Annotated in this window: 22 protein-coding genes; 14 read left to right on the top strand and 8 right to left on the bottom strand. The window is 54.9% G+C overall.

Annotated features, from left to right (window positions below):
- The first annotated feature begins 148 nt into the window (after window positions 1-148).
- The 6 genes from STH12_RS10750 to STH12_RS10725 all read left to right on the top strand — a co-directional run bounded on the left by STH12_RS10750 (window position 149) and on the right by STH12_RS10725 (window position 9,401).
- Window positions 149-940, top strand: coding sequence for an SAM-dependent methyltransferase (locus tag STH12_RS10750; RefSeq protein ID WP_126167549.1), 792 nt, complete (start codon window positions 149-151; stop codon window positions 938-940).
- 161 nt (window positions 941-1,101) lie between these two features.
- On the top strand, window positions 1,102-1,317 hold the full coding sequence (locus STH12_RS10745) for a hypothetical protein (protein WP_126167548.1): 216 nt from the start codon (window positions 1,102-1,104) through the stop codon (window positions 1,315-1,317).
- 69 nt (window positions 1,318-1,386) lie between these two features.
- A complete protein-coding gene (locus STH12_RS10740) occupies window positions 1,387-3,240 on the top strand; it encodes a tetratricopeptide repeat-containing diguanylate cyclase (RefSeq protein WP_164551189.1) in 1,854 nt (617 codons plus the stop codon).
- A gap of 1,387 nt (window positions 3,241-4,627) precedes the next feature.
- Window positions 4,628-6,259, top strand: coding sequence for a malate synthase A (gene aceB, locus STH12_RS10735; protein ID WP_126167546.1), 1,632 nt, complete (start codon window positions 4,628-4,630; stop codon window positions 6,257-6,259).
- Window positions 6,260-6,337: 78 nt separating this feature from the next.
- Window positions 6,338-7,657, top strand: coding sequence for an isocitrate lyase (gene aceA / locus STH12_RS10730; RefSeq protein ID WP_126167545.1), 1,320 nt, complete (start codon window positions 6,338-6,340; stop codon window positions 7,655-7,657).
- Window positions 7,658-7,934: 277 nt separating this feature from the next.
- Window positions 7,935-9,401 carry an HDOD domain-containing protein gene (locus STH12_RS10725; protein WP_126167544.1) on the top strand — a complete coding sequence of 489 codons (1,467 nt, stop codon included), beginning with the start codon at window positions 7,935-7,937 and terminating at the stop codon, window positions 9,399-9,401.
- Between the two features lie 32 nt (window positions 9,402-9,433).
- Here STH12_RS10725 and STH12_RS10720 read toward each other — a convergent pair whose 3' ends face one another.
- The 6 genes from STH12_RS10720 to STH12_RS10695 all read right to left on the bottom strand — a co-directional run bounded on the left by STH12_RS10720 (window position 9,434) and on the right by STH12_RS10695 (window position 15,430).
- The gene (locus STH12_RS10720) at window positions 9,434-9,898 is read right to left on the bottom strand and encodes a nuclear transport factor 2 family protein (RefSeq protein ID WP_126167543.1); all 465 of its coding nucleotides are present in this window, start codon (window positions 9,896-9,898) and stop codon (window positions 9,434-9,436) included.
- 38 nt (window positions 9,899-9,936) lie between these two features.
- Window positions 9,937-10,761 (bottom strand): M90 family metallopeptidase, encoded by an 825-nt coding sequence (locus STH12_RS10715; RefSeq protein WP_126167542.1) that lies wholly within the window; start codon window positions 10,759-10,761, stop codon window positions 9,937-9,939.
- 77 nt (window positions 10,762-10,838) lie between these two features.
- Window positions 10,839-12,587 (bottom strand): GGDEF domain-containing protein, encoded by a 1,749-nt coding sequence (locus STH12_RS10710; protein WP_164551188.1) that lies wholly within the window; start codon window positions 12,585-12,587, stop codon window positions 10,839-10,841.
- A gap of 5 nt (window positions 12,588-12,592) precedes the next feature.
- Entirely contained in the window at window positions 12,593-14,032 is a 1,440-nt protein-coding gene (locus tag STH12_RS10705) for an ABC transporter substrate-binding protein (RefSeq protein ID WP_126167540.1), read from the bottom strand.
- Window positions 14,033-14,355: 323 nt separating this feature from the next.
- Entirely contained in the window at window positions 14,356-14,667 is a 312-nt protein-coding gene (locus tag STH12_RS10700) for a CopG family transcriptional regulator (protein ID WP_335925336.1), read from the bottom strand.
- A 19-nt stretch (window positions 14,668-14,686) separates the two neighbouring features.
- Entirely contained in the window at window positions 14,687-15,430 is a 744-nt protein-coding gene (locus tag STH12_RS10695; protein WP_126167538.1) for an AAA family ATPase, read from the bottom strand.
- A 438-nt stretch (window positions 15,431-15,868) separates the two neighbouring features.
- Here STH12_RS10695 and STH12_RS10690 point away from each other — a divergent pair, with 438 nt between their 5' ends.
- Window positions 15,869-16,081 (top strand): DUF3820 family protein, encoded by a 213-nt coding sequence (locus STH12_RS10690; protein WP_126167537.1) that lies wholly within the window; start codon window positions 15,869-15,871, stop codon window positions 16,079-16,081.
- Between the two features lie 103 nt (window positions 16,082-16,184).
- On the top strand, window positions 16,185-17,189 hold the full coding sequence (locus tag STH12_RS10685) for a GNAT family N-acetyltransferase (protein WP_126167536.1): 1,005 nt from the start codon (window positions 16,185-16,187) through the stop codon (window positions 17,187-17,189).
- On the opposite strand, the gene STH12_RS10680 is transcribed toward STH12_RS10685, so the two are convergent.
- Window positions 17,186-18,907 carry a bifunctional metallophosphatase/5'-nucleotidase gene (locus STH12_RS10680; RefSeq protein WP_126167535.1) on the bottom strand — a complete coding sequence of 574 codons (1,722 nt, stop codon included), beginning with the start codon at window positions 18,905-18,907 and terminating at the stop codon, window positions 17,186-17,188. The two genes, STH12_RS10685 and STH12_RS10680, sit on opposite strands and share 4 nt — an antisense overlap.
- Window positions 18,908-19,237: 330 nt before the next feature.
- Window positions 19,238-20,302 carry a CNNM domain-containing protein gene (locus tag STH12_RS10675; RefSeq protein ID WP_126169490.1) on the bottom strand — a complete coding sequence of 355 codons (1,065 nt, stop codon included), beginning with the start codon at window positions 20,300-20,302 and terminating at the stop codon, window positions 19,238-19,240.
- Window positions 20,303-20,451: 149 nt separating this feature from the next.
- On the opposite strand from STH12_RS10675, the gene rlmN reads away from it, so the two are divergent.
- From rlmN to STH12_RS10645, 6 genes are all read left to right on the top strand, one after another.
- Complete coding sequence (gene rlmN, locus STH12_RS10670) at window positions 20,452-21,573, top strand: dual-specificity RNA methyltransferase RlmN (RefSeq protein ID WP_126167534.1); 1,122 nt, start codon at window positions 20,452-20,454, stop codon at window positions 21,571-21,573.
- A gap of 32 nt (window positions 21,574-21,605) precedes the next feature.
- A complete protein-coding gene (pilW, locus tag STH12_RS10665) occupies window positions 21,606-22,394 on the top strand; it encodes a type IV pilus biogenesis/stability protein PilW (RefSeq protein ID WP_126167533.1) in 789 nt (262 codons plus the stop codon).
- On the top strand, window positions 22,391-23,428 hold the full coding sequence (locus tag STH12_RS10660; RefSeq protein WP_126167532.1) for a RodZ domain-containing protein: 1,038 nt from the start codon (window positions 22,391-22,393) through the stop codon (window positions 23,426-23,428). Before pilW ends, STH12_RS10660 begins: the two co-directional genes overlap by 4 nt.
- A gap of 26 nt (window positions 23,429-23,454) precedes the next feature.
- Complete coding sequence (gene ispG / locus STH12_RS10655) at window positions 23,455-24,573, top strand: flavodoxin-dependent (E)-4-hydroxy-3-methylbut-2-enyl-diphosphate synthase (protein WP_126167531.1); 1,119 nt, start codon at window positions 23,455-23,457, stop codon at window positions 24,571-24,573.
- 139 nt (window positions 24,574-24,712) lie between these two features.
- Window positions 24,713-25,987 (top strand): histidine--tRNA ligase, encoded by a 1,275-nt coding sequence (gene hisS / locus STH12_RS10650; RefSeq protein ID WP_126167530.1) that lies wholly within the window; start codon window positions 24,713-24,715, stop codon window positions 25,985-25,987.
- Window positions 25,988-26,024: 37 nt separating this feature from the next.
- Window positions 26,025-26,645: a tetratricopeptide repeat protein gene (locus STH12_RS10645; protein WP_126167529.1), complete on the top strand. Its 621-nt coding sequence runs from the start codon at window positions 26,025-26,027 to the stop codon at window positions 26,643-26,645.
- The last annotated feature ends 4 nt before the right edge of the window (window positions 26,646-26,649 follow it).

Raw genomic sequence — 26,649 nt, 5'->3', positions numbered from 1 at the left:
AGAGCGCACATCAGCGCAGCTTGATGAATTTCAACAATATCAGTTGGATAAACTTTACAGTATGGCGTATCAAAATTGCTCCAACATATTGCATTGCTGCCAGAAAGTTATAAGAATGTGACTTTTAGATGAGTTGTCGGAGCAGTAATTGGCTAGCTTGGTGTGTGTAGGAACAGGGATTGGCCTTGCGGGGCAAATCAGTGTGCGGGCCAAAAGCCATATAGAACATGCTGATATCGTATTCAGCCTGATGCCCGATGGCTTTGCTCAGCGCTACCTTGAAGGGCTCAATGCCAATGTGGTCAATCTGCAGCAATTTTATGCCCAGGGCGATGAAATAAAGAGTCGTCGCCTGACGTACGAGCAGATGACCCAGGCCATGGTTGAAGCGGCCCAGAGTGGCAAGAGAGTGGTGGGGGCCTTTTATGGTCACCCCGGCGTTTTTGCCTGTGTGCCCCATATGGCGATCCGCCGCTGCAAGGAGGCGGGTATCGAGGCCTGGATGGAGCCTGGTATTTCGGCCGAAGATTGCCTGTGGGCCGATTTGGGCATAGACCCGGCGCAGAGTGGTCATCAGAGCTTTGAAGCCAGCCAGTTTATGTTTTTTCGCCATCAGCCAGACCCCTGTTGCCACTTACTGCTGTGGCAAATTGCTCTGGCGGGGGAAAACACCCTGACCCAGTTTCACACCAGTCGCGACCGACTGCAGGTATTGGTGAGACAGCTCAGCCAGTGGTATCCACTTGAGCACGAGATTATTTTGTATGAAGCGGCATTTTTGCCTGTTCATCAGCCACGGATTAGCAGGCTGGCGCTGCAAGACTTGCCGGACGCTGAGATGAATCCAGCCACTACTTTATTGGTGCCACCGGCACGAAAGCTTGAGCACAATCTTGAGGTGCTGGCCATGCTGGGGCTGACGCCAGCAGATCTGGCTTGAGTTGCCAGCATGGCCAACTAAGTATTCGCGATGCAGTAATCGCAATAAGGGTACAAAACCGAGATAGCCAATACATTCAGATACAGCGGCAAAAGCCGAGGGGCTAACAAGCCAAGAGAAAAAGACTCAACAACAACCCATAACAATGAGTGGAGAATAGGATGACAACACTGAACGAGTTTTTAAAGCAACTGGGCGAAGATGCCGCGCTGCTGGAAGCCTACAAAAAAGACCCTGAAGGGGTGATGCGTGCCAATGGCCTCAGTGAAGATGAAATTCAGGCGGTGATGACCGGTGATAAAAGCAAACTCAGGTCTCTCGGTGGGGATGAAGAGTACCAGACGTTTGTGGTCGTTAACCACGGCAATGATGCCTGACATTTGATGCGCTACGTTCTGATTAGCAGCCTTTTAGCCTTATCCCTGTCTTGGGGTGAGGCTTTTGGCATGACAGTCGATGAGTCTTTAGCTCAAATCGAAGAATCACTCAGAACCTCGCCTGAAACTGCAATCAAGGAACTGCGGCTGTTAGATAAAGGAAATTTGTCGGAACAGCAGCAGTTAAAGTACGCGACCTTAGTCGGCATCTATCATATTTTTACTGCCGACTATCAGAGCGCCCAAAAATCCCTGGAGGAAGTCTTACCCCAAATCACCAGTACACCGGAAAGAGTGAAAGTTCTGGGTTACCTGGCAACGGTAAGGCTAATTCTCAAGCAATTCCCCGAATCGATGCAGGCTATTAGTGACATGTTGTCACAGATTAGCTCCATCAACGACAAAGACATTCAGCGCAACGCTTATATCCGCCTGGCCAGTCTCTACTATCAAATGAGTTTGTTTGAGCAAGTAGGCGTTTACGCTGAGAAAGCGCTGAACCTGGCGCCTGATGATGCCGTCACCGATATCTGTTATTCCTACCTGTATATCGCAGCCTCGCTGATGGAGGCGGGAAAAATAACCAGAGCGGTTAGCGCATTTGATGAGACTCGCGATTACTGTGAGACCAACAAACTTCCTCTTATCGCCACCATGGCTACCAAAGGGCTGGGCTGGACTTATCTGCGTGACAATCAGGTTAAAAAAGCAATAGGCCCCCTTCAGCAGGCCCTCGATAAATATAGAGAATTTGGTTTTGAGCTTGAAATTGCCAGCACCCAGAGCTTACTGGCGCAAGCCTATCTGGACGCCGGTGAATGGGATAACGCCGGGGCTGCTGCTGATGAGGCGATTGATAACGCTGCCGCAGATGACACATCGCTCCGGGGGGCCTGGAAGGTGTTGGCGGCTGTGTACGCCCGTAATGGCGACTTTAAAGGGGCCTTTGAGGCTCAACAAAAAGAAGCGGAATATTCCACCCGTCTGATTGATGAAACCAAGGCGCGGGAGATGGCCTATCAGGCGGCCAAGTTCAACTTTGAAGAGCAGCGGCGGGAAATCTCCTTGCTAAACAGCGAACGTGACGGTTATCTGGTGCGTCAGGAAACCATTTCCCGCGAGCATTCTGGCTCGCTGATGGCCTCCACTGTGCTGCTGGGGATGTGCCTGTTTTTATCGCTGTTTCTTGCAGCGGGTCTGTCACAGCGGAATCGCTTTATGCGGCTGGCGCAGCGGGATGGATTAACCGGTGCCTTTAACCGCGCCACCGGGCAGGAGAAAGGTGAGAATGCCCTGGTGCGCTGCATGGCCCGAGGCGAAGATGCAGCTATGATCCTGATGGACCTTGATAAATTTAAGTCTATCAACGATGAATGCGGCCATGCCACCGGCGATTGGGCCCTGAAAAAGGTGGTCGAAGTCATTCGTCCTGAGCTTAAGAGCGAGCACATCCTGTGCCGTTTTGGCGGTGAGGAATTTATGATAGTGCTGCCGGGCTGCAGTGGGCAGGAAGCTGCCGAGATTGCCGAAGCCTGCCGTCGCGCGATTGCCAACGTCGACACCCATTACTCGGGTAACCGCTTTATTCTGAACGCCAGTTTTGGGGTGACCAGCTTGGATGAGCGGGACTTAAGCCTCGACCCCATGTTGCGACGGGCCGATAAGTCTCTCTATTGCGCCAAACACCTGGGGCGCAACATGGTCGTGTGGGATCAGGAGCGTTATCCGCCGGTTAGTGCAGGCGCTGCGGTGAGCCGTCCAGCTGACGAGCCAAAGGCTCAAAACGCTTCTGACAGCGCTGGCCCCGCTCAGGCAAGTGTTCCGCAAACTGACCCTGTTACTGCCGAGGCGAATAACGCCAGTGCCACCAATAACACAACAGTGGCGACCTCTGGCGACAAACCCACTGCCGTTGCCAACTAAGTCTGCAGCTCAAGTAGCTGGCTATTTCCAGCACCCATGCGGGCAATCTTCGCTCACAAGCATCGCTGACAAGAATCACTGACAAGAATCACTGACAAGAATTGCTGCCACCAAATGCATATCCTGACCTCTCCCCGCGACTGATATCTCTTCCGCTCACAGCTACGAGCCATTTTCCAATCCGCTTGTTACTCAATAGCGCCGTTTTGCAGTGACTTGTTCACGTGGTCTGGATTTCCCAAACCTTAGCTCCTTCCGGCGCTGTTGATTGACGGAACCTATCAGCTCGCTTTCTGAGCGTACTAACAGATGCTGCCATGGCGATGCTGTTCTGAGTGGTGCTGCCGGCCTGCAAACTTACCCAGGACGTTTAATGAACGCGTTCAATAGCCGCTGCTGTAGTGGCCCTTATCCTCTAAAGAGTGTACCTGTGCCAGCGGCAGCGCCCCTTACTTGCTAAAGGAGCCATGCCTTGGCGTGAGCTGCACCTCTGCACCATTTCGGCCTGGCGGCCGGACAATGGATTTCTATACAACAGCTCAACCCGCGAGCTCGATGCGACAGCTCAAACTGAGAGCTCCGTGCAACAGCTCCACGTGACAAGCGGGCGGAATAACTTAATGCGTCAGCGCGACATAATTCAGATGCTTGTTCATATGGTTGCGGTGCTTCGATGTGCTGCTGAATGTGGAAAAGGCCACGAATTGAGTGTCAGCCAAGACCCGATTGAATGTTATCGTCGCTAATTCGCTATTTTTTGCAAAAAAATTTAAAAATTTTGAATTTTTTTCGCTCTGAACCAATTGTTACTTCCTTGTTGATCTGGCGACGAAAGGGCTGTGGCTGATCTCTGCCAAACCTTTCAATGTCACCTTTACGTAAACGTAACATTAAAACACCTGTTTGAATCTAGCTTTTGGGGTGTTAAGGCTAAGACTTTGAAATAACTGTAAATTCATCCTTTACGCGTCATGCGGTTCAAAACAAAAAGCCGTGCTTAGACCAAAGTCAAATTACACAACTCATGTTCACAATTAGTTACTAATGGTAATTAAATTACGTAATAAATTACTTTGTTGGCTTATTGGTTATTTGGTAAGACAAATTTCTGTGGTCAGCGATGATTATAAATTAAGTGAGTAAATAAAGTGTTTTAAAACAAAGCGTTGTGTGTGCCTCTCGCTCTTGGTCTTACCAATTTCACAAGATATTTCAGCCTGTTTTTTAGACGTTTTGCTAAGTTTTGGACTGTTGCATTTACAAATGTTTGTCGCTAGTTTTTGGTCTGAAACGAACATTTGGCGGTTTTTTGAAGCCGTGTAATGGATGGGCAGGACAAGCTCCTTCCTGATGCGACGACAAACTGCGACAGCCGGGGACAACGACAATGACAGAGCAAATTTTGGATAACGCACAGATAACAAAGGGACTGGAAGTTACCGGTCATCCGGTTCAGGGCCAGGACGAGATATTCACCGAGGGTGCGCTGGCATTACTCGACAGCCTGTGCCGCCAGTTTGCTGCAGATGTGGATGGTCTGCTGGAAAAACGCCAGCAGCGCCAGGCGCGTATAGATAAAGGTGAGCTGCCAGACTTCCTGCCCGAAACCCGTGCCATCCGCGATGGAAAATGGTCAATCCGTGGCATTCCAGAAGACTTGCAGGACCGCCGGGTCGAAATCACCGGCCCTGTGGATCGCAAGATGATCATCAACGCCCTCAATGCCAACGTGAAGGTGTTTATGGCCGACTTCGAAGACTCACTGGCACCCAGCTGGGAAAAGGTGGTCACGGGTCAGATTAACCTGCGTGATGCGGTGCGGGGCACCATTGAGTACACGGCGCCTGAAACCGGTAAGCAGTATCGTCTCAACGATAACCCTGCGGTGTTGATTGCCCGGGTGCGCGGCCTGCACCTGAAAGAAAAGCATGTGCAGTTCAATGGCGCCGCAGTGCCTGGTGCACTGGTGGATTTTGCCCTCTATTTCTACCACAACTACCGTCAGTTGCTGGCCAAGGGCAGCGGTCCTTACTTCTACGTGCCTAAGCTTGAGAGCCATCTCGAAGCGCGTTGGTGGGCCAAGGTGTTTGCCTTTACCGAAGAGAGATTCTGTCTGCAGCCCGGCACCATCAAGTGTACCTGCCTGATTGAGACCCTGCCGGCGGTGTTCGAAATGGATGAAATCCTCTATGAGCTGCGCTCGAACATTGTCGCGCTGAACTGTGGCCGCTGGGACTATATCTTCAGCTATATCAAAACCTTGAAAAATCATTCTGACAGAGTGCTGCCAGACCGTCAGCAGGTGACCATGGATAAGCCATTCCTCAGTGCCTACTCGCGATTGCTGGTTAAAACCTGCCACAAGCGCGGCGCCCTGGCCATGGGCGGCATGGCGGCCTTTATCCCCGCCAAAGACGCCGAAGCCAATCGTCTGGTGCTGGAGCGGGTGTGCCGCGATAAGGAGCTCGAAGCCCGTAACGGTCACGATGGCACCTGGGTGGCTCATCCGGGGCTGGCAGACACCGCTATGTCGATATTCAACCAGTACATTGGCGATGACCATTGCAACCAGCTGCACATTACCCGCGATGTGGATGCGCCCATCCTGGCGAGCGAGCTGTTACAGCCCTGCGAAGGTGAGCGCACCGAGCATGGTATGCGCCTCAATATCCGTATCGCACTGCAATACATTGAGGCGTGGATCAGCGGCAACGGCTGCGTGCCTATCTACGGCCTGATGGAAGATGCTGCCACGGCGGAAATCTCCCGCGCCTCCATCTGGCAGTGGATCCGCCATGGCAAGAGCCTGTCCAACGGCAAGCCGGTGACCAAGGCACTGTTCCGCGAGATGTTGGTTGAGGAGCTTGCCAACGTCAAAGAAGAGGTGGGCAGCGAGCGCTTTACCCACGGCAAGTTCACCCAGGCCGCCGTGCTGCTGGAAGAAATCACCACCAGCGACGAAATGGTGGAGTTCCTTACTCTGCCGGGCTACGAGCTGCTGACCAAACAAGAACACTGATTATTCACTGAAAACACTGAACATCTTACCCGCCACCCGAGTGGCGGGCAGACCCTAACACCCCAAAGGAGAGTCACCATGAGCAAGTACATCAGCCGCCAGGAACAAATCGACGCACTGAAAAAAGACTGGGCCGAAAACCCACGTTGGAAAGGCGTTCGCCGCCCATATACCGCCGAGGAAGTGGTGTCACTGCGTGGCTCATTTGTGCCTGAAAACACCGTGGCTCAGCGCGGCGCTGAAAAGCTGTGGGAACTGGTAAACGGCGGAGCCAAAAAAGGCTACGTAAACTCACTGGGCGCCTTGACCGGTGGCCAGGCGGTACAGCAGGCCAAAGCCGGTATCGAAGCCATTTATCTGTCTGGCTGGCAGGTTGCTGCCGATGCCAACCTGGCCGGCACCATGTACCCTGATCAGTCGCTGTACCCAGCCAACTCAGTGCCTGCCGTTGTGGGTCGTATCAACAACTCGTTCCGCCGCGCCGACCAGATCCAATGGAGCAACGGTGTGGGCCCGGAAGATGACAAGTTTGTTGATTACTTCCTGCCAATCGTGGCCGATGCCGAAGCCGGCTTTGGCGGCGTGCTCAACGCCTATGAGCTGATGAAGGGCATGATTGAAGCGGGCGCTGCCGGTGTGCACTTTGAAGATCAGCTGGCGTCAGTGAAGAAGTGTGGCCACATGGGCGGTAAGGTGCTGGTTCCAACTCAGGAAGCGGTACAGAAGCTGGTTGCAGCCCGTCTGGCGGCCGACGTGTCTGCCGTGCCTACCCTGGTGATTGCCCGTACCGACGCCAACGCGGCCGATTTGCTGACCTCTGACTGCGACCCATACGATGGCGACTTCATCACCGGCGAGCGCACCAGCGAAGGCTTCTATCGCGTCCGTGCCGGTCTGGATCAGGCCATTGCCCGTGGTCTGGCATATGCGCCATACGCCGACCTTATCTGGTGTGAAACTGCCAAGCCAGATCTGGAAGAAGCCCGCCGCTTCGCCGAGGCAATCCATGCCAAGTACCCTGATCAGCTGCTGGCTTACAACTGCTCACCTTCTTTCAACTGGAAGAAGAACCTGGACGACGCCACCATCGCCAAGTTCCAGCAAGAGCTGTCTGACATGGGCTACAAGTACCAATTCATCACTCTGGCCGGTATCCACAATATGTGGTTCAACATGTTCGACCTGGCGTACGACTACGCTCGCGGCGAAGGCATGAAGCACTATGTTGAGAAGGTACAGGAAGCCGAGTTTGCCGCCGCCAGCAAGGGTTACACCTTCGTGGCGCACCAGCAGGAGGTGGGCACCGGCTACTTCGACAAGATGACCAATATTATTCAGGGCGGTGAGTCTTCTGTGACCGCGCTGACCGGCTCCACCGAGGAGGATCAGTTCCACTGATTTTTTGTTGTCCCACAGCCTTGCTGTGTTTTACTCCGCGCGGTGTTCCTACGCGCCGCGCGGAGCTTTTCCAGTGAAGAGACTTCCCACCCTTTTACTGTTGTTTCAAACCACGTTGCTTGTGTTTTCGCGGCCTTCCATGGGCCGCCTTTTTTTGCCTGTGATGCAGCGCGCGGCGTAATTTTGACCTGATGTGCAAAAGTTGACGCACTTGTATCGCCTAAGGGGCAAATCCCTGTCTATAATCGAAAAACAGTGTATTTAATGTGATTTTATCTTGAAGAGCATTGCCAACGAACCCAAAGGGGTAGATTACTGGACCAAGCGGATCAGCGAGCAGGAAATGCCAGCGCTGTGCTCAACGGTCAAAACCCTGGAAAAATTGGCCAAGGACGATGTGTCCTCCATGGCCATACTCGGGCGCAGTGTAATGCACGACAATGCGCTCACTTCCCGTATTTTGCGGGTTGCCAACAGCGCCACCTACAACAAGGGCATCAGCCAGGTCACCACAGTCAGCCGAGCCGCGGTGGTGCTGGGCTTTGATACCATCCGCAATATCTGCATTACCGCCAAACTGCTCTCAAGCCTGCTGGAAAACAAAAATCTCACCCCAGGTGTGTACCAACGGCTTTTGAAATTGATGGCGCGCTCGTTTCAGGCAGCCATGCTTGCCAGGATGATGCTGGCAGGCCACGACGAAGAAATGCAGGAAGAGGCCTTTATCGCCGCGCTCCTGTATCACCTGGGTGAGAGTGCCTTTTGGAGCATGGGCGGGCCACTGGCCAATGAGCTGGATAGGGCGCTGGAAGGCGTTGAAGATCCTGTGACACTCCTTGGCCTGGTCAGAGAGCATCTGGGCACCAGTTTTGGTCAGCTCACCCAGGGGATTGCCCGTAACTGGGGCCTTGGCGAAGTGCTGATGAAGTCGCTTAATAACCCCGATGAACGCACCCCGGAGATCCGCGCGATTTTTGTGGCCAACAAGTTGTCGCAGGAGCTGTCAGAAACCTATCCGGATCATGCCGAGCTTGAGAAACGGGTACGCCAGGCGGCCGAAATGATGGGGCTTAAGCCGGAGGAGTTCAAACACAGAGCCATCCAGTGCGCCAACGCTACCCACAAGTTGGCCGAAGCCTATGGCGCCAAGGTGTTGGTGGACTACTTGCCTAAGCCTGAGCGGCTGCTTGAGTCGCAGGAAAGCCTCAGTGCCGGTCGTTGGCGCGAAGCCGATGTGGGTATTCAGCTTAAAAAACTCAAAGAGTTAACCGGTTTTGCCGTCAGCAAGGCCGATATCAATCAGGTGATGCAGACTACTCTTGAAGGCATTTTGCATGGGGTAGGGGTGGACTCCTGCGCCGTGCTGTTGCTGTCGCCAAGCCGCAAGATGTTGCAGCCGCGGATTGTGCTGGGTGAAAACAGCGAAACCATCAAGCGCGAGTTCGTGGTGGATATTACCGAGCCCGATCATCTGTTCCGCCAGGCAGTGGATTTAAAGCAGCCAATGTGGATAGACTCGCCCGACTCACCCCGCTGGCGTCTGAATATCGATGAGCAGCTGAGGAAGCGACTCGCCAAGCACGGTTTTATGTTGGCGCCCATGATAGTGGATAGCAAGGTGATTGGTATCTTCTATGCCGACCGGGGGATTTCCGGCCGCAGTTTTGGTGAAGAAGAATTCGATAACTTCACCCATTTCACCCAACTGGCCAATGTGTGTTTTTCGGTGTCCGTTAGGCACTGATGCTTTTTTTAGTTGGAATTTTCGTTGACCACTCAGCGTCCAGACTGGCTTTTCTCAAATGCCATAATGGTTTGAGTAACCTCTTTTGCCACCTCATTGGGTACCGGGAAGCTTAAATGGTATTGCAGTACCTGCCAGCCTTTAGCGGTTTTCACCATGGCGCCTGTGCCTCTGGATGTGCCGTACTTGTCGTTGTAAAGGATTTCATCGAACAGCAGGGTATCACCGTGTTCGATAAAGTGGCGTGATTTGGGCTGATAGTCCCACCCCTTGGTGGGCGTGGCGTAGCGGCGAAACTCGTCCATATTCCAGCGCTCTTCGACTGCGGTGCCAATAAACACCGCATTGTCGGTATAAATGGCGAAATACGCGGGCCAGTCGGCTTTGGCGGCATGGCTGTGCAAGGCATCCAGCACGGCACCTGCCTCAGACTCGTCAGTCGCCATGGCGAAGGGGGAAAGGAGTAGGGCTGCGATAAGAAGCGATTTGTTTATCATGATGTTATCTACTAAGGCTTCGAATTTTTGCCACCATATCATTGCCATCCGGCGGGATCCAGCCGGTAGTATGTGGCCAGTTCGCGGTACAGCGCCGGGTGCAGCGCGGCAAAATCCCTGGCCTTGGTAAAGAAAACTTCGGTGATCACCGCGAAAAATTCCGCAGGCTCGGTGGCGCCATAGTAGTCGAACAGGCTCTGCTCGCCCCATTCAGCGGCGCGGCAGAGGGCGTCGTATTCCTTTTGCATCACCTCGGACCAACGGCGGTAGCGCTCGCGGCTTGGCAGTGGCGGCGCGCCATCGGCGCGGCCATCTTCCTGATCCAGCTGGTGGGCAAATTCATGCATCACCACGTTAAAACCATCGAACGGATGGGCGCAGTCTTCTTCGATATCTTTCCACGACAGCAGTACCTGCCCCTGACTCCAGGACTCGCCTGACAGCAGCGCATGGCGCTCCCACACCACACCGGCAGCATCCTTTTCGGTGCGATCCACATAGAAGGCATTGGGATATATAAGAATTTGCCGAAGACCCGGGTAAAAGTCGGTGTCGCGATTGAGCAGCAGCAAACAGGCCTGGGCGGCCACAGTGACTCTCACCTCGTCGGTGATTTCGAAGCCATTGCAGCCGATAAACTGCTTTTCGCCCAGGAAAATCAGTATCTTTCTGCGAAGCTCTTGCTGCAGATGATCCGGCAGTCTGCCGTAGGCAAATACTCGGCGCTTTAGAATGGCACGCCAGGGCGCGGGGAAGGTGGTGTCGGCAAGTTGCTGCCGGCGATATTGGGCGCGCCTTGGGCCTGATGCTATCCAAAGGATGGCGCCAAGGCCCAGTAAGGTCACAATAATCAGCGCTGTCATGGCATTCCTGTGGTGTTTTTTTCAGGAATGGGGTCAGTCTGCCGGGAAATCAAGGGCAGGGGGCGGACGATAATGACTCAGCTTGCCGGTGAATCCATGGCTTCCGGCAGGGCATTTGGCGCCATGACCAGGATTTCAGAGCAGTTTTTGCCACGATTCTTGGCCCGGTACAGGGCCTTATCGCCCATGGCAACAAGCTCGGCGGCGCTGCTGTGCACATCGGCAGGCAACAGGGCGCCGCCAATGCTCAGGGTGACTATGCCCTGCATACTGTGGCTGTGGGGGATAGTCAGCGCCTCGACCCCGGCGCGGATGTTTTCGGCCATATCTACCAGATTGCCCCAGTCTGAGCCCGGCAGCAGCAGCACAAATTCTTCACCGCCATATCGGGCAAAGGTTTCTCCCCGGCCCGGCAGCAGCTTGCGAACCTGCTTTACCACGTCCTTGAGGCAGGCGTCCCCCGCCAGATGGCCGTAGCAGTCGTTGTACTGCTTGAAGAAGTCCAAATCGAACAGCAGCAGCCCCAGATTGCTGTGGCCGAGGGGATGGGTTGCCATGGCGGTGGCCAGCTGCAAATCGAAGTAGCGCCGGTTGTGGATACCGGTGAGACCATCGATTTCGGAGATGGCCTTCACCTGTGCGGCGTAGCTTTTCAGGGTCTCGAGTGAGCTCATCATTTGCTGTAATTCGAGGTTATCGGCCTTGGGCAGTTCGGTATCGAGTTTCTCGTTGACGATATCGTTCATGGCGTTGCGAGTGGCGATAACCGGCTTGATGATGCCCTTGGCAATGAAATGCCAGTTGGTCAGCCAGATAAAGCCGCAGTAAAGAATGCCGGCCACCACAATTAGCACCAGAAATGCCACCGCATCGCGCTTCAACTCCACCCCGGCGGCTTGGATATTGGCGTCTTTGCGTCTGAATTCATCCTGGAAAAAGTCGGCGCTGGCACGGGCGCGCAGGGCATGTTCTTCGAGATGGGTATAGGCCACACTGTAGCGGCGTTGCAGGTTGCGGGCGAGTTCGAACAGGTTATCACTGCCCACCATTTCGTGGCGCAGTTGCGACAGCCAGTTTGCTGCCTTGTCTTTATCGGTCAGGGTTAGCGCCAGCGACTCCATCTCGAGTAGCTGACGCAATCCCTGTCGCTGTAATGTATTGATTTCATTACTGCTCAAATGTTCTGTGGTGCGCTGCAGGGTGGAGAACAGCCGCTCGCCCAAATACAAGAACTCGGCGCTCTGGCGGTGAATGTCGAGGGCTTGGCTTAACCGTGGCAGTGCCCGTTGGTCGAGCGCCGCCTTGGCGCTGCTGTCCTGCTGATCCAGTATTGCCCGGTACTCGCGGGTGAAACCCGATTGCACACCCGCCAGATTGTGGGTGATGTTGGCCATCTGCGCCCGGGCCTGCAACACCTCCTTGGTAAGAGCATCGAGCCGTGGCAGCTTGGCGAGCATTACTTCCTGGGCCATGGCTTCCTGATTCAGACCGGTGCGCAGTGCATCATCCGGATGATGCTCAATCAGCTCGCGGGTGCCTTTTTGCAGCAACAGCCACTGGGCCTGCAAATCACCCAGCAGGGTATGGCGCTGGCTTTCTTCGGTGACGTTTTGCAGCCTGGCGATGGTGGTTTGCAGCTGCTCGGCCTGACGGATTTGGGTCATGGCAAGCCGCACTTCTTCCAGATCGCCTGCCACCATGGCGTCCACCTGTTGCTTGAGCGACTGCGACAGGGACACCGCAATAAACCCTATGCCCACCGTCATCAAAAAAATCAGGTAGAACACCATGGTCAGCTTGCGCTTGAGGCTTTGCAGAGGTCGCATCGTCATCATCGCTCCAGCGCCGCTTTTTCGCCGAAGGTGTTTTGCAGCCGCAGGATAGTCTGATTCAGCTCACCGAAATACTGTCCGGCTCGGGCGGGATTGCGGCTCACGGCAAAGCAACTTTTGGCCAGTTCGGGGTAAATCTGCCCCATGGCTGAGCTGGTGAAATGACCAAGCTTGTGTACGCCATCCCCCCAGCCAAGGTTAGCCTGATGGCTTGCCAGAAAAGCGCCGCCGATGGCTTTAAGGTCGGGCTTTTGAAAGTCAGTATGGGTTGCCACGTCCATGCGACAGGGGTTGCCGCCACCCATGGCGTAGTCATATTGGGCCTGATACGAGCCCATGTATTTCAGCAGCCAATACGCGGCCTCGGGGTTGCGGCTGTCGTAGCTGACCGCGAAAGCATAGGCTCCCACATAAGGATGGCCGCCCGGCACCTGCGCTACATCCAGCACGGCGCCCTCAATCCGCTGCTCGACCGCAGCAGACTTGTACCAGAGGTTATTGTAGGCAAAGGGCCACATGGCAGTGCGGCCATTGGCCAGGGCGTCGGCGGCTTCATTGAAGGCGAAGTTATCATCTGCCGGCACCGCGAAGTTTTTCAGATCCTGATACAGGGCGGCGACTTTGATTTTCTTTTCAAGATTTCTTGATACATCAAAGTGATGCACTTCGCCATTGCTGTCATAAACCGGTGCAAACCAGTTGTCGCCTTCACTCCACAGCATGGCGGAGAACTCATCATTGATATGCGGTCTGTCGCCGGACATCAGCGCAACGCCGTAGAAGGGATAGTCGAGGCGCTTTCCCGCCAGGCTGTCTCCGGCTTTGCGGGTAAAAAAGGCAGCTATGTCTCTGAGCTGGGCCAGGGTGCCCGGCGGCGCCAGCGGGTAGCCGAAGCGTTTACTAAAGGCGCGCTGCTCGTCCGGATGCTCGAACAGATCGCGGCGGTAATGATTGCCCATCACATAGTTGTTATAGGGAATCGCATGCACTTCGCCATGGTATGACAGGATACTGAGCAGCGCCGGATAGTAAGGCTCAAGATAGTGGCTCATGGCCTGGGTGCCGCCGGGATCGTACAGATTGGCCAGCTCCTCAAGTGGCACTGTGTAGCCATTGGCGGCCCACTCCTTTGCCCAGCCGGCCTCCATGGTCAGCAGGTCGTAACTGCCTTTGGCGGTTTGCAGTGAGTCTTGCTGCAGCGCAAACATATCATCCAAAGGGGTGCTAACAACCCGCACCTGCACACCGGTTTGACGGGTAAATGCCGGCAACATTTGCTCGCGCAAATAGTCGGTCCAGAAGCCGGTTTCGGCCACCAGAGTGATGGGGGTTTTATCTTTGATGGGAGGGATCTGATCCAGGGAGAAGTCGGCCCATAACGGGCTGCACACCAGGCTCAGCAGCAATCCCATGCCGCCAATCTTAGTGAAAAGTGCCATCTGTTAACTGGTCCTACAGAAACTTCCGAATGTTTCGTTCGGTAAGACAATGGGAAGCTTCATACTTTTGCCTTCCCTGTTTTTTAGCGAATTATGTACTCTTGAGGCAGCAAATACCAGACGTAGGCTGAGAGCTGGATAAAAAAACTGGCAGCTCAAGGACAAAAAAGTCTTTCCATGCTGCCAGAAACGAGGGTGGGAGATTGATTAACGCAGTTTGGGGGAACCGCACAGTGCTTATTTTCGGGTGAAACACTGTGCGGCTCAGGCATCAGGAAGAGGTAAACCGTAGGTTTTGTATTGGCCGCCGGTATGCCGCTTCCTTAATCTATTTTCAGTTGCTGTTCTATCAGTTGGCGCTCTTCCGGCGTCAGCTGATAGTGATACTCGATTAAATATCGCACCAGCTTGGACTTGGCGATGTCGCAATCGGTCGCCATTTCAGCCAGATGTGCAATTGCCGATTCGCTTAAGGTAAAGGTGGCCTTGCGAAACGGCGGTGTACGGCGGGGCTCTGCCTGTTGATTGGCAACGCCGCGGTGACGCAGTTCTTCCAGCGAAATCACCGCGCCCCGTTGCTGTGGCAGACCCATGGCGTAGCGATTGGCGCCATCGATGAAATCATCGATGGACATCGCCAGCTGCATCTGCGCGTTAGACCGCGTAGAGTTTTTCTTGAGATCTGCCAGACCCATATTGACCTCTCATCTTGCCTATCTGAGCTTGTTGCAACTGATTGCGCACTTCGGCGGCATCGCGAGCCTGCAGCAGTTCACAGGCAATGGCACGGATTTCATCGGCCGCTTTGCCTTTTGGCTCGATTTCAATCACCGACAGACCGGACTCTTCGCTGTCATCATAGATGTTGCGTGAGTAGGTAATGGCATCCAGCACATTGATATCGTAGGTGCGGCAGACTTCTTTCGCTTCTATGATGCGGCTGCCCTGGCTTGGCAGGGTGGGGCACTGGGTGATAACGAAGGTGGCGCGCATCTTGGGGTTGATCATCATACAGGTGGCGACCACGTCGTCCATGTGGCTCACGGTCTTGAGGTCGCGGCGCTTGGGGCGCAGGGGCATCAGGATGTGAGAGGCAACCGACATGGTCGCACGCAGTGCCAGGTTGTCCTGACCACCACAGTCCACAATCACATAGTCGTAGTGTTGCTCCAGGCTCAGCAAGTCATTGCGGATTTTGCCGTAGAGCTGGACACAGTTGATGGCCGGCAACTTGGGGTTGTTGTTACGGGCCTGGATCCAATCTGAGGTGGTACGCTGCGGGTCACAATCCACCATGATGACGGAGCCACCACATTCTTTGGTGAGGAACACCGCGATGTTTTGGGCGAGGCAACTTTTGCCACTGCCACCTTTTTCGCCGCCGACCAGAATAATCATCGTTTTACCCCTTTATTTCGCCTGTGGGCTTAGACTTATCGCGATAGAATCGCTATCGCACACTCTACGGTAAGGCCAATCTAAGTCCTGAGGGTTAGTGGGTCAATTACCTGATTTTTGACGCTTTTTTAAAAATGACGCGGCGACGTAACTCTGACGCTTTGGGTGTATTAGTCAAAAAAACGGCATAAGCACCGGGCTGCTAATAACAATTTGGTAAAAACCTTTACAAACAAACTGTTAATTGTATTTCTTTGGTTGCAAGCCTTGGACCTTTGGGTGTTGATTGGTCGCTTTGAGCTAATGCTAAGGTATGTATATTCTCAGACTTAATTAAATTCCTATTTGTTAATAGCTAAATGTTCTATCAGGTGGTGGCAACAACTCGGCTTGCATTGGTAGGCTTAGGCCCCCAAAAGGTGCTGGACGGTGTGAGTTATGGATCCCAAGCTGTTGAAAGTTGCTATAAATCGAAAAATGCCCTTCGGAAAATATGCCGGGCGGCGTTTGCTTGAATTGCCTGAGCCCTATTTGGTGTGGTTTAAGTCCAATGGATTTCCAGAAGGGCAATTAGGGGAGGAGTTGGCGCTGGTGTATGAGGTTAAGCTCAACGGCCTGGAAGCCATGTTAAGGCCTTTGCTGGATGACTGAAGCTGGCGGCGCATTGCCGACTTCAATCGGCTTTCCGATGATAACCTTTTCCGAAAACCTTTTCCCATAACCATTTCCGATAACTATTTGGTATTCAATCGCTATGACTGACTTCGCCGCTGCTTCGGCCACAGTAACTTCATTGCCAATATCGGGTGTGGGCCGCCGCTCGGTAGCGCTTGGGCCCGATCTCCTGAAACAGCTCGCCGCCCTGTATCACAACGCAGTGGCGGCACTTGCCGGTGTCCATTACCGCGACGCCCAGTGCCGGGCCTGGAGCGCCTGCGCGCGAGACTGGCGCTACTGGCGCGCCCGTTTGGCCAGCAGCTATGTTTGCTGGGCGAGTGTTGATGGCAAGCCTGTGGGCTTTATTGCCTGTGAGCTTCGCTTCAATGAGCGCGGTTACATCAGCCACTTGTATGTTGAGCCTGACTATCAGGGGCAGGGTATTGCCACTGAGCTTATTCGGCAATTAATCAATGCGGCGCCCGCGCTTGGGATTGCCCGCCTCAGCACCGATGCCTCCCGGGTATCCAAAGCGGTATTCGAGCGCTGCGGCTTTACGTTGCAGGGGCGATGCTATCAGCAAAAGTCTGCCGAGGTGTTTGAAGGCTTTCAGTTATCGTTCAAGCCCACTTTTTATGTGGATGCCATGAAGGCCAGCGATGTGCCCGATATTGCGCGGCTGTTTCACCAAGCAGTGCAGGGGGCGGGCGAGTTTTACAGTGAGGCTGAGCGCAAGGCCTGGTCGCCTGCCATTCGAAGTGATGCGGTGTGGAGCGCGCGCCTGGCACCGACCCAGGTGTGGGTTGCCCGCAGTGACGATGGGCTGGTTGGCTTTATCAATCTGTTGCCAAAACAGCCGGGCGAAGCTGAAATTGACTGCCTGTTTACCGCTCCGGGGCTGGCCCGCGCCGGTGTTGGCAGCGCACTGTATCGGGCGCTTGAGCAAAAGGCGCGGGCGAGCAGGGTCAAACTGCTGACCGTCGAAGCATCCTATTTCGCCAGGCCCTTCTTTTTAAAGCAGGGATTTTACGAAATTCGCCGTAACGAGCATCCCCGTCACGGCGAAATCTTGGTGAACTTCAGTATGGAAAAGCCGCTTTAGCGCAGGTGGCTGATGTAGGACAGCTGCGGCAGCATCTCCTCGGCAAATCCACCATGACGTTCAATAAAGCGGATAAAGGCGCCCGGCAGGGTGAGATTGGGCACTGGCTCCTGCCAGTGGCACAGTGACAGCGCCTGATAGCCCTCTTTCCCCGATGCCGTGTAGGCCGTCGATACCCCCACGTACACCTTGCCGGCTTCCACCGGCACCCACAGGCCACCCTGAGACAGGGTCAGCGACAGGATCCGCTCGCCCTGAGGCCGTCTGCCATCGTAGTGGTATTTAAGCCCGAAGGTGTAGGGGAAACTGCCGGCGCCGGTGCCGATAACACTGTTGTTGGTGGCGCTGTTAATCGCTGACTCCAGCGCTTCAATCAGGTATTGGCCTTCGATGGCGTACTTCACCAGCGGCAATTCGAATGGCAGCAGGCGGCCGAGCACGTCGGCCAGGGTTATTTTGCCCTGACTCATGGACTGACGCACGCCGCCGGCGTTGTGCAGCGCAAACTGCACAGCGCCATCGAGAATGCGGGTTTCTTCGTACATGGCCCGGCTGACCCAGGGGGCCACCTCGCTGCCGTGGGGCAGGGATTTGCTCGGCAGGCGGGTATGGATAAGTTCCCGCGGCACCATGGCCAGCACCTGATGATCAAGGGCGGTAATGGCCGGACGGAACTCTTTATCGATTATCGACTGAATGCCGGGCTCGGCTTCACACCAGAGGATCCCGGGATGTGCCTTCAATTGATTGAGCGCCTCGGCTCTAAGCTCTGCGCTCAGGTTGTCCACCAGTGGGTGTTCATCGAGCATCAGATAGTTGCCGCCGTCCAGCGCGGTCACCCGTCCCTGCGCATCGAAGACAATTTCGGCAAGACCTATGGTTTCGGCGTATTTGCCGGCGTGGAGAATTGGCGTGTTATTAACCCGCTCGCCCCAGGGCACGCAGGGCAAACCCAGATTGGTAAAATCACCCATCAGGGTATGGCTGTGGCCACCTACAATCAGGCTGATGCCATCCACCGCGGCGGCCAGTTTGCGATCGCCATCCAGCCCCAGATGGCTGAGCACCAGAATATGATGGATCCCATCGGCTTTCAGTGCGTTAACGGTTGCGCGGCAGGTGTCGATGGCGTCCCTGAACTGGGTATCGGGATCAGGCCTGGCAATCACCTGCATCTGGTCGAGGGTGATACCCACAATCGCCATTTGTTTATCGCCAAGTGGTTTTTTCAGCACCTGGGCGCAGCCGCGCTGGTGGTCGTAGTACAGCAGGTTGCCCAGGGTTGCCAGCGCAAAGCCCTTGGTGGGGTCTTCTGCGGATAAATCCATGTTGCCCGCCAGCATCGGAAAATCGATGGCTTCGATAAAGCGGCGCAGCGGCGCGTTACCGCTGTCTATTTCATGGTTGCCCAGCACTATGGCGTCGGGTTTTAGCAGGTTGAGCAATCTGGCGTTGGCTTTGCCGCGAAATTCATTGAAATAGAGAGTGCCCTGGAAGGTGTCGCCGCCATGGAGGAACAAAAAGGGCGTATCTGCTGCTTCGGCCTCGGCGCGGGCATTGGCAAGCACAGTCGCAAGACGGCCGTAGCCGCCGCTATGGGCGGCAACCTTGATGGGCTCGCCGGCGCCGCTGACTTTAAGCGTCAGCGACACAGGGTCAAAATTACTGTGGCAATCGTTGATATGTGCCAGTCGCAGTGTGTAGGGAGAAGTCTGCAAAGAAAAACCTTAACCTTAGGAAGGTGCGAACAAGTCGTCGCACAGCTCTGGCTTTGATAGCAGCGACAGTTCAAGGCATTCAACTGAGGGCATGGCTGGGCGCCCCCGCCGTCCGGCTGAAGTTGAATAACGCTGAATTTCTGCTTCAAAGCCCCGCAGGGCGTGGCTTACAGCGGTATCTGCTGCGTTACAGTTCTTGCGAAGGACTAAGGCCATTCGCTGCGAACTGTGCCTTGCATCTATCCACTTTAAGCACACGCAGAGCAAGCACGGGACTTATTCGCACCTTCCCTTATAAAAAACTTGCCCGGCTTCAGGCCGGGCAGGGGATTATTGCTGTTCGTTGTCCTGGTCGTCCGACAGGCGTATGCCCTTATCCTTCATTCGACGTTTCCACAGCTGCCTTGCCAGACGCTGCATGTCGATGGCCGGATCGTTCAAATCGACAATCTCGAGTCCCAGCATGGATTCGATAATGTCTTCCTGGGTCACCAGACCCTGGGCCGAGCCGTATTCATCAACCACCACCGCAATTTGGGTGTTGCGTTTGATCATCAGCTCCAGCAGCGGCAATACCTTGGCGGTTTCGGGCACCGCCAGCAGGCTGCGCTTGATGCTGGCGAGGTTGGCATCGGGTGCATCGTGGGCACCAAGCAGAATGTCAGTACGGTTTACAAATCCCTGGATATCGTCGGTATCGACGCCATACACCGGCAGGCGGCTGAAGGGCTTGGCGATATATTTTTCGACAAACTCCTTCTGAGTCATGCTCATGGGCACAGAAAACATCACGGTGCGCGGCGTCATAATGGCGGTGACCGGCATTTCTTTTACCGACAGAATTTGGGTCAGGATCCGCGACTCCTGGGCATCCAGTTCGCCGGACTCATGGCCCATGCGCGCCATGGCGCTCATTTCCTGACGGATGTATTGGCCTTCCTCGCCTTTACCCAGCAATTTGGTGACTTGCTGCGACATCCAAATCAGCGGTCGGGTGGCACGCTCCATCCACAGCAGCGCCAGACTTACAGAAGGCGCCAGACTGCGCCAGTAGTTGGCACCAATGGTTTTGGGGATGATTTCAGAGAAAAACAGAATGATGAAGGTCAGTACCGCTGAGAACACGCCCAACATTTCATCGCCAAATACATAGGCGGCCTGGGCACCGGCAACGGCTGCACCCACGGTATGGGAAATTGTGTTCAGGGTGAGAATCGCCACCAGGGGCGCTTCAACGTTATCTTTTTGAGCCCGCAGGCGCTTGGCCGCGGCGGCGTTATCCTGTTCGAGAGAGGCAATATAACTTGGGGTGACGGATAACAGAACGGCTTCAAATACGCTGCACAGAAAGGACACGCCAACGGCAACGATTATGATAATAATGAGGGTGACCATATAAGGTACAAACAACTCCATCGCATAGGCCAATATTGACCGGCGGCAATGGTAACACAGACTTCGTCTGGCTGCTGGCGAAATTGTCGCTGCATCGGTATAATTCGCGACCCCCCGGGTGGGAATAACTGGTTTTTGAGGTTTGTCTGATGAGTGAAAAGAAGATCAATTTGCTGGACCTGGATTTACAGGGACTGAAAGCGCTGCTGACTGAAATGGGGGAAAAACCCTTTCGGGCTCAGCAGATCATGCAATGGATCTATCATTTTGGTGTCAGCGACTTCAGCGAGATGACCAACATCAACAAGGTGCTGCGCGGCAAGCTTGAGGCTCGTTGTGAAATCGTTGCGCCTGAAATCACCAGTTACCAAAAATCCACCGATGGCACCATTAAGTTTGCCATTAACGTGGGTCAGGGCCAGGAAGTGGAAACTGTGTACATCCCTGAAGATGACCGCGCGACCCTGTGCGTGTCCTCCCAGGTGGGTTGTGCGCTGGAGTGTACCTTCTGCTCTACGGCGCAGCAGGGCTTTAACCGTAACCTGGCCGTGGGTGAAATCGTAGGTCAAATCTGGCGTGTGTCCCATTTCCTGGGCTTCCAGAAAGAAACCGGCGAGCGCCCGATTTCCAACGTGGTGATGATGGGCATGGGTGAGCCTCTGCTCAACATGGCCAACGTGGTGCCCGCCATGAATATCATGCTGGACGATTATGGCTTTGGCCTGTCCAAGCGTCGGGTGACGTTGTCGACGTCCGGTGTGGTGCCGGCGCTGGATAAGCTTGGCGACATGATTGATGTGGCGCTGGCGGTGAGTATTCACGCGCCAAACGATGAACTGCGCGATGTATTGGTGCCCATCAACAAAAAGTATCCGCTGCAGCAGTTTTTGGCCTCTATCCGTGGCTATCTGGAAAAATCCAACGCCAACCGTGGCCGCGTGACTGTTGAGTATGTGATGCTCGACCACATCAACGACAGCACAGATCAGGCCCATGAGCTGGCGCAATTGATGAAGGATACTCCCTGTAAAATCAACCTGATCCCATTCAACCCCTATCCGGGTTCACCCTATGGCCGCTCGTCGAACTCCCGTATCGACCGTTTTGCCAAGGTGTTGATGGAGTACGATCTGACCGTGATCGTGCGTAAAACCCGTGGCGACGATATCGATGCCGCCTGTGGTCAGTTGGCCGGAGATATCCGCGATCGCACCAAGCGTTTGACAAAAAAACGCATGCAAGAAAGTCAGATTTCAGTCACAATGAAATAACTCATTGTTTGCACAGATTAATAGGTTTGCACATGAAGCAAGGATTGCCCTTCTTATCTCTGATCCTGGTTTTGTCGGCGGGTGTGACAGGTTGCGTCACCGAACAAACCTATTCGGGCACCGATATTCCGGTGTCCGAGCGCAAGTTTGATAAGGTCGGCGCCGCAAAAGAGCGGACTCAGCTTGGGCTGATGTATCTGCAGCGCGGCAACATGGAGCAGGCCAAGTTCAACCTCGATAAAGCCATGAGCTACGCACCTGAGCTTGAAGAGGTGCATGTGGCCATGGCTTACTTCTATCAAACCGTGGGTGATGTGCCACGCACCGAAGAAGCCTACCGCCGTGCAGTTCGCTCCAGCGATGCCAGCGGCGACTCCATGAACAACTTCGGCGTGTTTCTGTGCCAGCAAAAACGTTTTGACGAAGCCGAAGAGATGTTCCTCAAGGCCATCGAGCAACCCAATTACACCCGCACCGCCTCCAGCTATGAAAACCTGGGCATTTGCAGCCGTGATGCGGGCCGCATAGAAAAAGCGCGACACTACTTTGATATGGCGCTAAAGTATGACCCACGGCGCGCTTCCTCCCTGTTGGAACTGACAGAAATTGCCCTGGACAGCCAGGATTACCTGGCGGCCAAACAAACGCTTGAACGTTTGCATACCGTGGTTCCCCAGTCGGCTCAGAGCCTGGCATTGGGAGTGGAAATCGAGCGCCAACTGAATAATACCGACGCCAGCAGCCGTTATGGCATTTTGCTGCTGGCCAAATTTCCTGCTTCACCAGAAGCCAAAGCATATCGGGCCAGTTTGAATCAATGAGCGAAGAATTGAACGCTTCTTCAGCGGAACCCCAGGAGGCTCCCGAGCAGAGTCTGGGTGTTATCCTCAAGGCCGCCCGCGAAGCGCGGGGCATGTCCGTCGCCGATGTTGCGACGGCTTTGCATTTACGGCCTTCCATCGTAAAAGACATCGAAGCTGACGATTTCAGCAATATCTCCTCAACCACCTATGTTCGCGGTTACGTGAAAAACTTTGCCCGCATCGTTGAGGCCGACAAGCAGCAGGTTGAAGCCTGTCTCGCCCGCCAGGCACCTGGCGTCAGTCAGCCCACCATGCAAAGCTTTTCCCGCAAAACCGTACGTCAGGCCCGTGACAGCCGTTACCAGATGGTGACCTGGCTGGTCATAGTTATCCTGCTGGCACTGATGGTGTTTTGGTGGCTGCAAACCAGCAAGTTTTTCAACAGTGCCGGGGTAGACTTCTCCAAACCTACTGCCGAAGAAGTCGCGGCCTCCAGCGCTGAAACTGCGTCCATGGGACAAATTCGCATTGAAGAGCGCCGTTTGTCCTCTGCAGACCAGTCGGTAAATGACCCGCTTGCAAGTGACCAGCTCGCAAGTGACCAGCTCGCAAATGAATCGAGTGCACAGGAGCTTGCGGCTCAGGCGCAAGCTGGCGAACGTGCTGCCGCTGAACTGGCGCAGGCTCAGGTTCAGACATCAACCCAGGCACCTAGTGAGTCTGGCGCCCAGGCAAATCCGGCCACTGATGCGGCTTCCATGGATGCGCCGAATACCCAAGCCGGGCAGAGCACGCCCGCAGCAGGTCAGGCGTCGGTTGAGCTCGCCCTCAGCGCCGATTGCTGGATCCAGGTAAAAGATGCCACCGGCAAGGTGCTGCTGGCTGACCTTCGCAAGGCCGGACAGGCCGTAAGCCTCAGTGGCAAGGCGCCATTTAAGCTGATCCTTGGCGCGCCCCAGGCTGTGACTGTGACCTTCAACGGTGAGGCCGTGGGCCTCAATGAGTTTCCTGCTGGCAAGGTGGCCCGCTTCACCCTGCCCAAAAACGGTTAAACGCAAGGCATAAGAAGTATTTGACCATGTACAACGAGACCCCCATTAAACGTCGCCCATCCACCCGGATTTACGTGGGTAATGTGCCCATCGGTGATGGTGCGCCTATCGCCGTCCAGTCCATGACCAACACCCGTACCACGGATGTCGAGGCCACGGTGGCGCAAATTCGCGCGCTGGAAAAAGTGGGCGCCGACATAGTGCGGGTGTCCGTGCCCACCATGGATGCGGCCGAAGCCTTCAAGCTGATTAAGCAGCAGGTACAGGTGCCGCTGGTGGCCGATATCCACTTCGATTACCGTATCGCCCTCAAGGTGGCCGAATACGGCGTGGACTGTCTGCGCATTAACCCCGGCAACATCGGCAACGAAGAGCGCATTCGCGCCGTGGTTGATTGTGCCCGCGATAAAAATATTCCCATCCGCATCGGTGTTAACGGTGGCAGTCTTGAAAAAGACCTGATGGACAAATACAAGGAACCCACGCCCCAGGCGCTGCTGGAATCGGCCATGCGTCACGTGGATATCCTCGATCGCCTCAACTTCGACCAGTTCAAGGTGAGCGTGAAGGCCTCTGATGTGTTCCTCGCGGTTGAGTCTTACCGCCTGCTGGCCAAACAAATTCAGCAGCCGCTGCATTTGGGAATTACCGAGGCCGGCGGCGCCCGTGCCGGTGCGGTTAAATCCGCAGTAGGCCTTGGGATGCTGCTCGCCGAAGGCATTGGCGATACCCTGCGTATTTCGCTGGCGGCCGATCCGGTGGAAGAAATCAAAGTCGGTTTTGATATTCTCAAGTCGCTGCGCATCCGCTCCCGAGGCATCAACTTTATTGCCTGTCCGTCATGCTCCCGTCAGGAGTTCGATGTGATTGGCACCGTGAATGAACTTGAGCGTCGTCTCGAAGACGTCACCACCGCCATGGACGTGTCCATCATCGGCTGTGTGGTGAATGGTCCCGGCGAAGCCCTGGTATCTCATCTGGGGCTGGCCGGTGGTCATAAGAAGAGCGGTGTGTACGAAGATGGCGTGCGTCAGAAAGAGCGTTTTGACAACGACAACTTAGTGGATGCCCTCGAAACCAAAATCCGTGCCCGTGCTGCGTTGATGGAAAGTCGGATCCCGGTCAAAGACGCGGGCAACGACTGAGGTCGCGGTTTTACCTTTGGGCGCCAACCCCCTATAATGCGGAACGCTTTTTTGTCGCCAAGGCGGCAAAAAGGCTCCGGTGGCTTTAAGCCAACAGATTGAATTATTGATATTTAAGCTATCCAACGAGTCGATTACAGTGGCAAAACAGATCCAAGCGATTCGCGGAATGAATGACATTCTGCCAACCCAGTCTCCCGTGTGGCAAAAACTCGAAGGCGTTCTGCGCGAGAGCGTTGCAGCCTTTGGTTACAGCGAAATCCGCACCCCCATCGTGGAAAGCACCGATCTTTTCAAGCGCTCCATTGGCGAAGTCACCGACATCGTTGAGAAAGAAATGTATACCTTCGAGGACAGAAACGGCGACAGCCTGACCCTGCGCCCCGAAGGCACCGCCTCGACGGTTCGCGCCGGTAACGAGCACGGTTTGCTGTACAACCAGGAACAGCGTCTGTGGTACACAGGCCCGATGTTCCGCCACGAGCGCCCCCAGAAAGGTCGCTACCGCCAGTTCCACCAGTTTGGGGTGGAAGTCTATGGTATTGGCAGCGCCGACATCGATGCCGAAGTGCTGATGTTGTCCAACATGCTGTGGCAAAAGCTGGGGCTGACCGAGCATGTGACTTTGGAAATCAACACCCTGGGTGACAGCGCCGAGCGCGCCACTTACCGCGAAGCCCTGATTGCCTTCCTCGAGCAGCACAAAGACAAGCTCGATGAAGACAGCCAGCGCCGCATGTACAGCAACCCACTGCGGGTGCTGGACACCAAGAATCCTGAGATCCAGACCCTGCTGGCCGATGCGCCCAAGCTGATGGATTACCTGGGTGATGAAACCAAAGCACATTTTTCCACTTTGTGTGAACTCTTGGACGCCGTTGGCATCCAATACCGGGTTAACCCACGTTTGGTTCGCGGGCTGGATTATTACAACCGGACTGTGTTTGAATGGGTCACCGAGAGCCTGGGTGCCCAGGGCACAGTGCTTGCCGGCGGCCGTTACGACGGTTTGGTAGGCCAGCTTGGCGGTAAAGATACCCCGGCAGTGGGCTTCGCCATGGGCCTTGAGCGCATTGTGCTCTTGCTCGAAACCCTGGAGCTCGCCAAAGACGTTCCGGCGGCCGTGGATGTGTATGTCACCGCCATGGGCGACAGCTGTGTACCAGCGGCCTTTGCCATCGCCAATGAGCTGCGTCAGGCCATGCCAGGGGTTCGCATTATGAACCACTGCGGCGGCGGTAACTTCAAGAAACAGATTAAGCGTGCCGACAAGAGCGGCGCGGCGGTAGCCCTGATTATCGGCGAGAACGAACTGGCCGAGGGCAAGGTGGCCATCAAGCCACTTCGCAACGATAACGAACAACAGCTGGTGGCCCGTGAGGCCCTGGCAGAAGCAATCAACGCATTGATTTAAGTCCCTCGACGGGGATGGATTACAAGGGGACGTGCGCGTGGAAATTTATAGCACAGAAGAACAACAGGTAGAGGCCATCAAGAGCTTCTGGAAAGAATACGGTACCTCCATCGTGGTGGGTGCAGTGGTTGGCCTGGGTGGCCTTTATGGCTGGAACACCTATTCCGATATGAAAGTGGCCAAGGCCGAAGCCGCCTCTGTGGCGTATCAGCAGCTGAGCGTTAACCTTGCTGATGAAGCGGCGCTGCTTAAAGCTGCGGAAAGCTTCAAGGCTGAGCACAGCCAGGCCGGTTACGAGCTGCTGATTGAGCTGATGGTCGCCAAAAGCGCCGTTGAGGCCAAAGACTACGCCAAGGCTGAAGAGTCACTGAAAAAGGTGATTGCTGCCAAAGATGCAGGTTCACTGGGCAGCGTTGCTGCATTGCGTCTGGCACGTATTCAGGCTGAGCAAGGCCAGGAAGCGGTTGCGCTTTCTACCCTGGAAGCCGTGAACGACCCTGCGTTCGATGCACAGCGTGATGAAATCAAGGGTGATATCCTGGCTCGTCAGGGTGAAACCGATAAAGCCAAGGCTGCCTATCAGGCCGCAATGGACAAGGGCGGTGTGTCCGTCAGCCCACTGCTGAAAATGAAGCTGGATAACCTGAACCAGGCATAAGGAA

The organism is Shewanella khirikhana, assembly GCF_003957745.1.
GTDB classification, from domain to species: domain Bacteria; phylum Pseudomonadota; class Gammaproteobacteria; order Enterobacterales; family Shewanellaceae; genus Shewanella; species Shewanella khirikhana.
The sequence above is the reverse complement of the archived record's forward strand: the minus strand, read 5'-3'. Positions and strand labels throughout refer to the sequence as shown.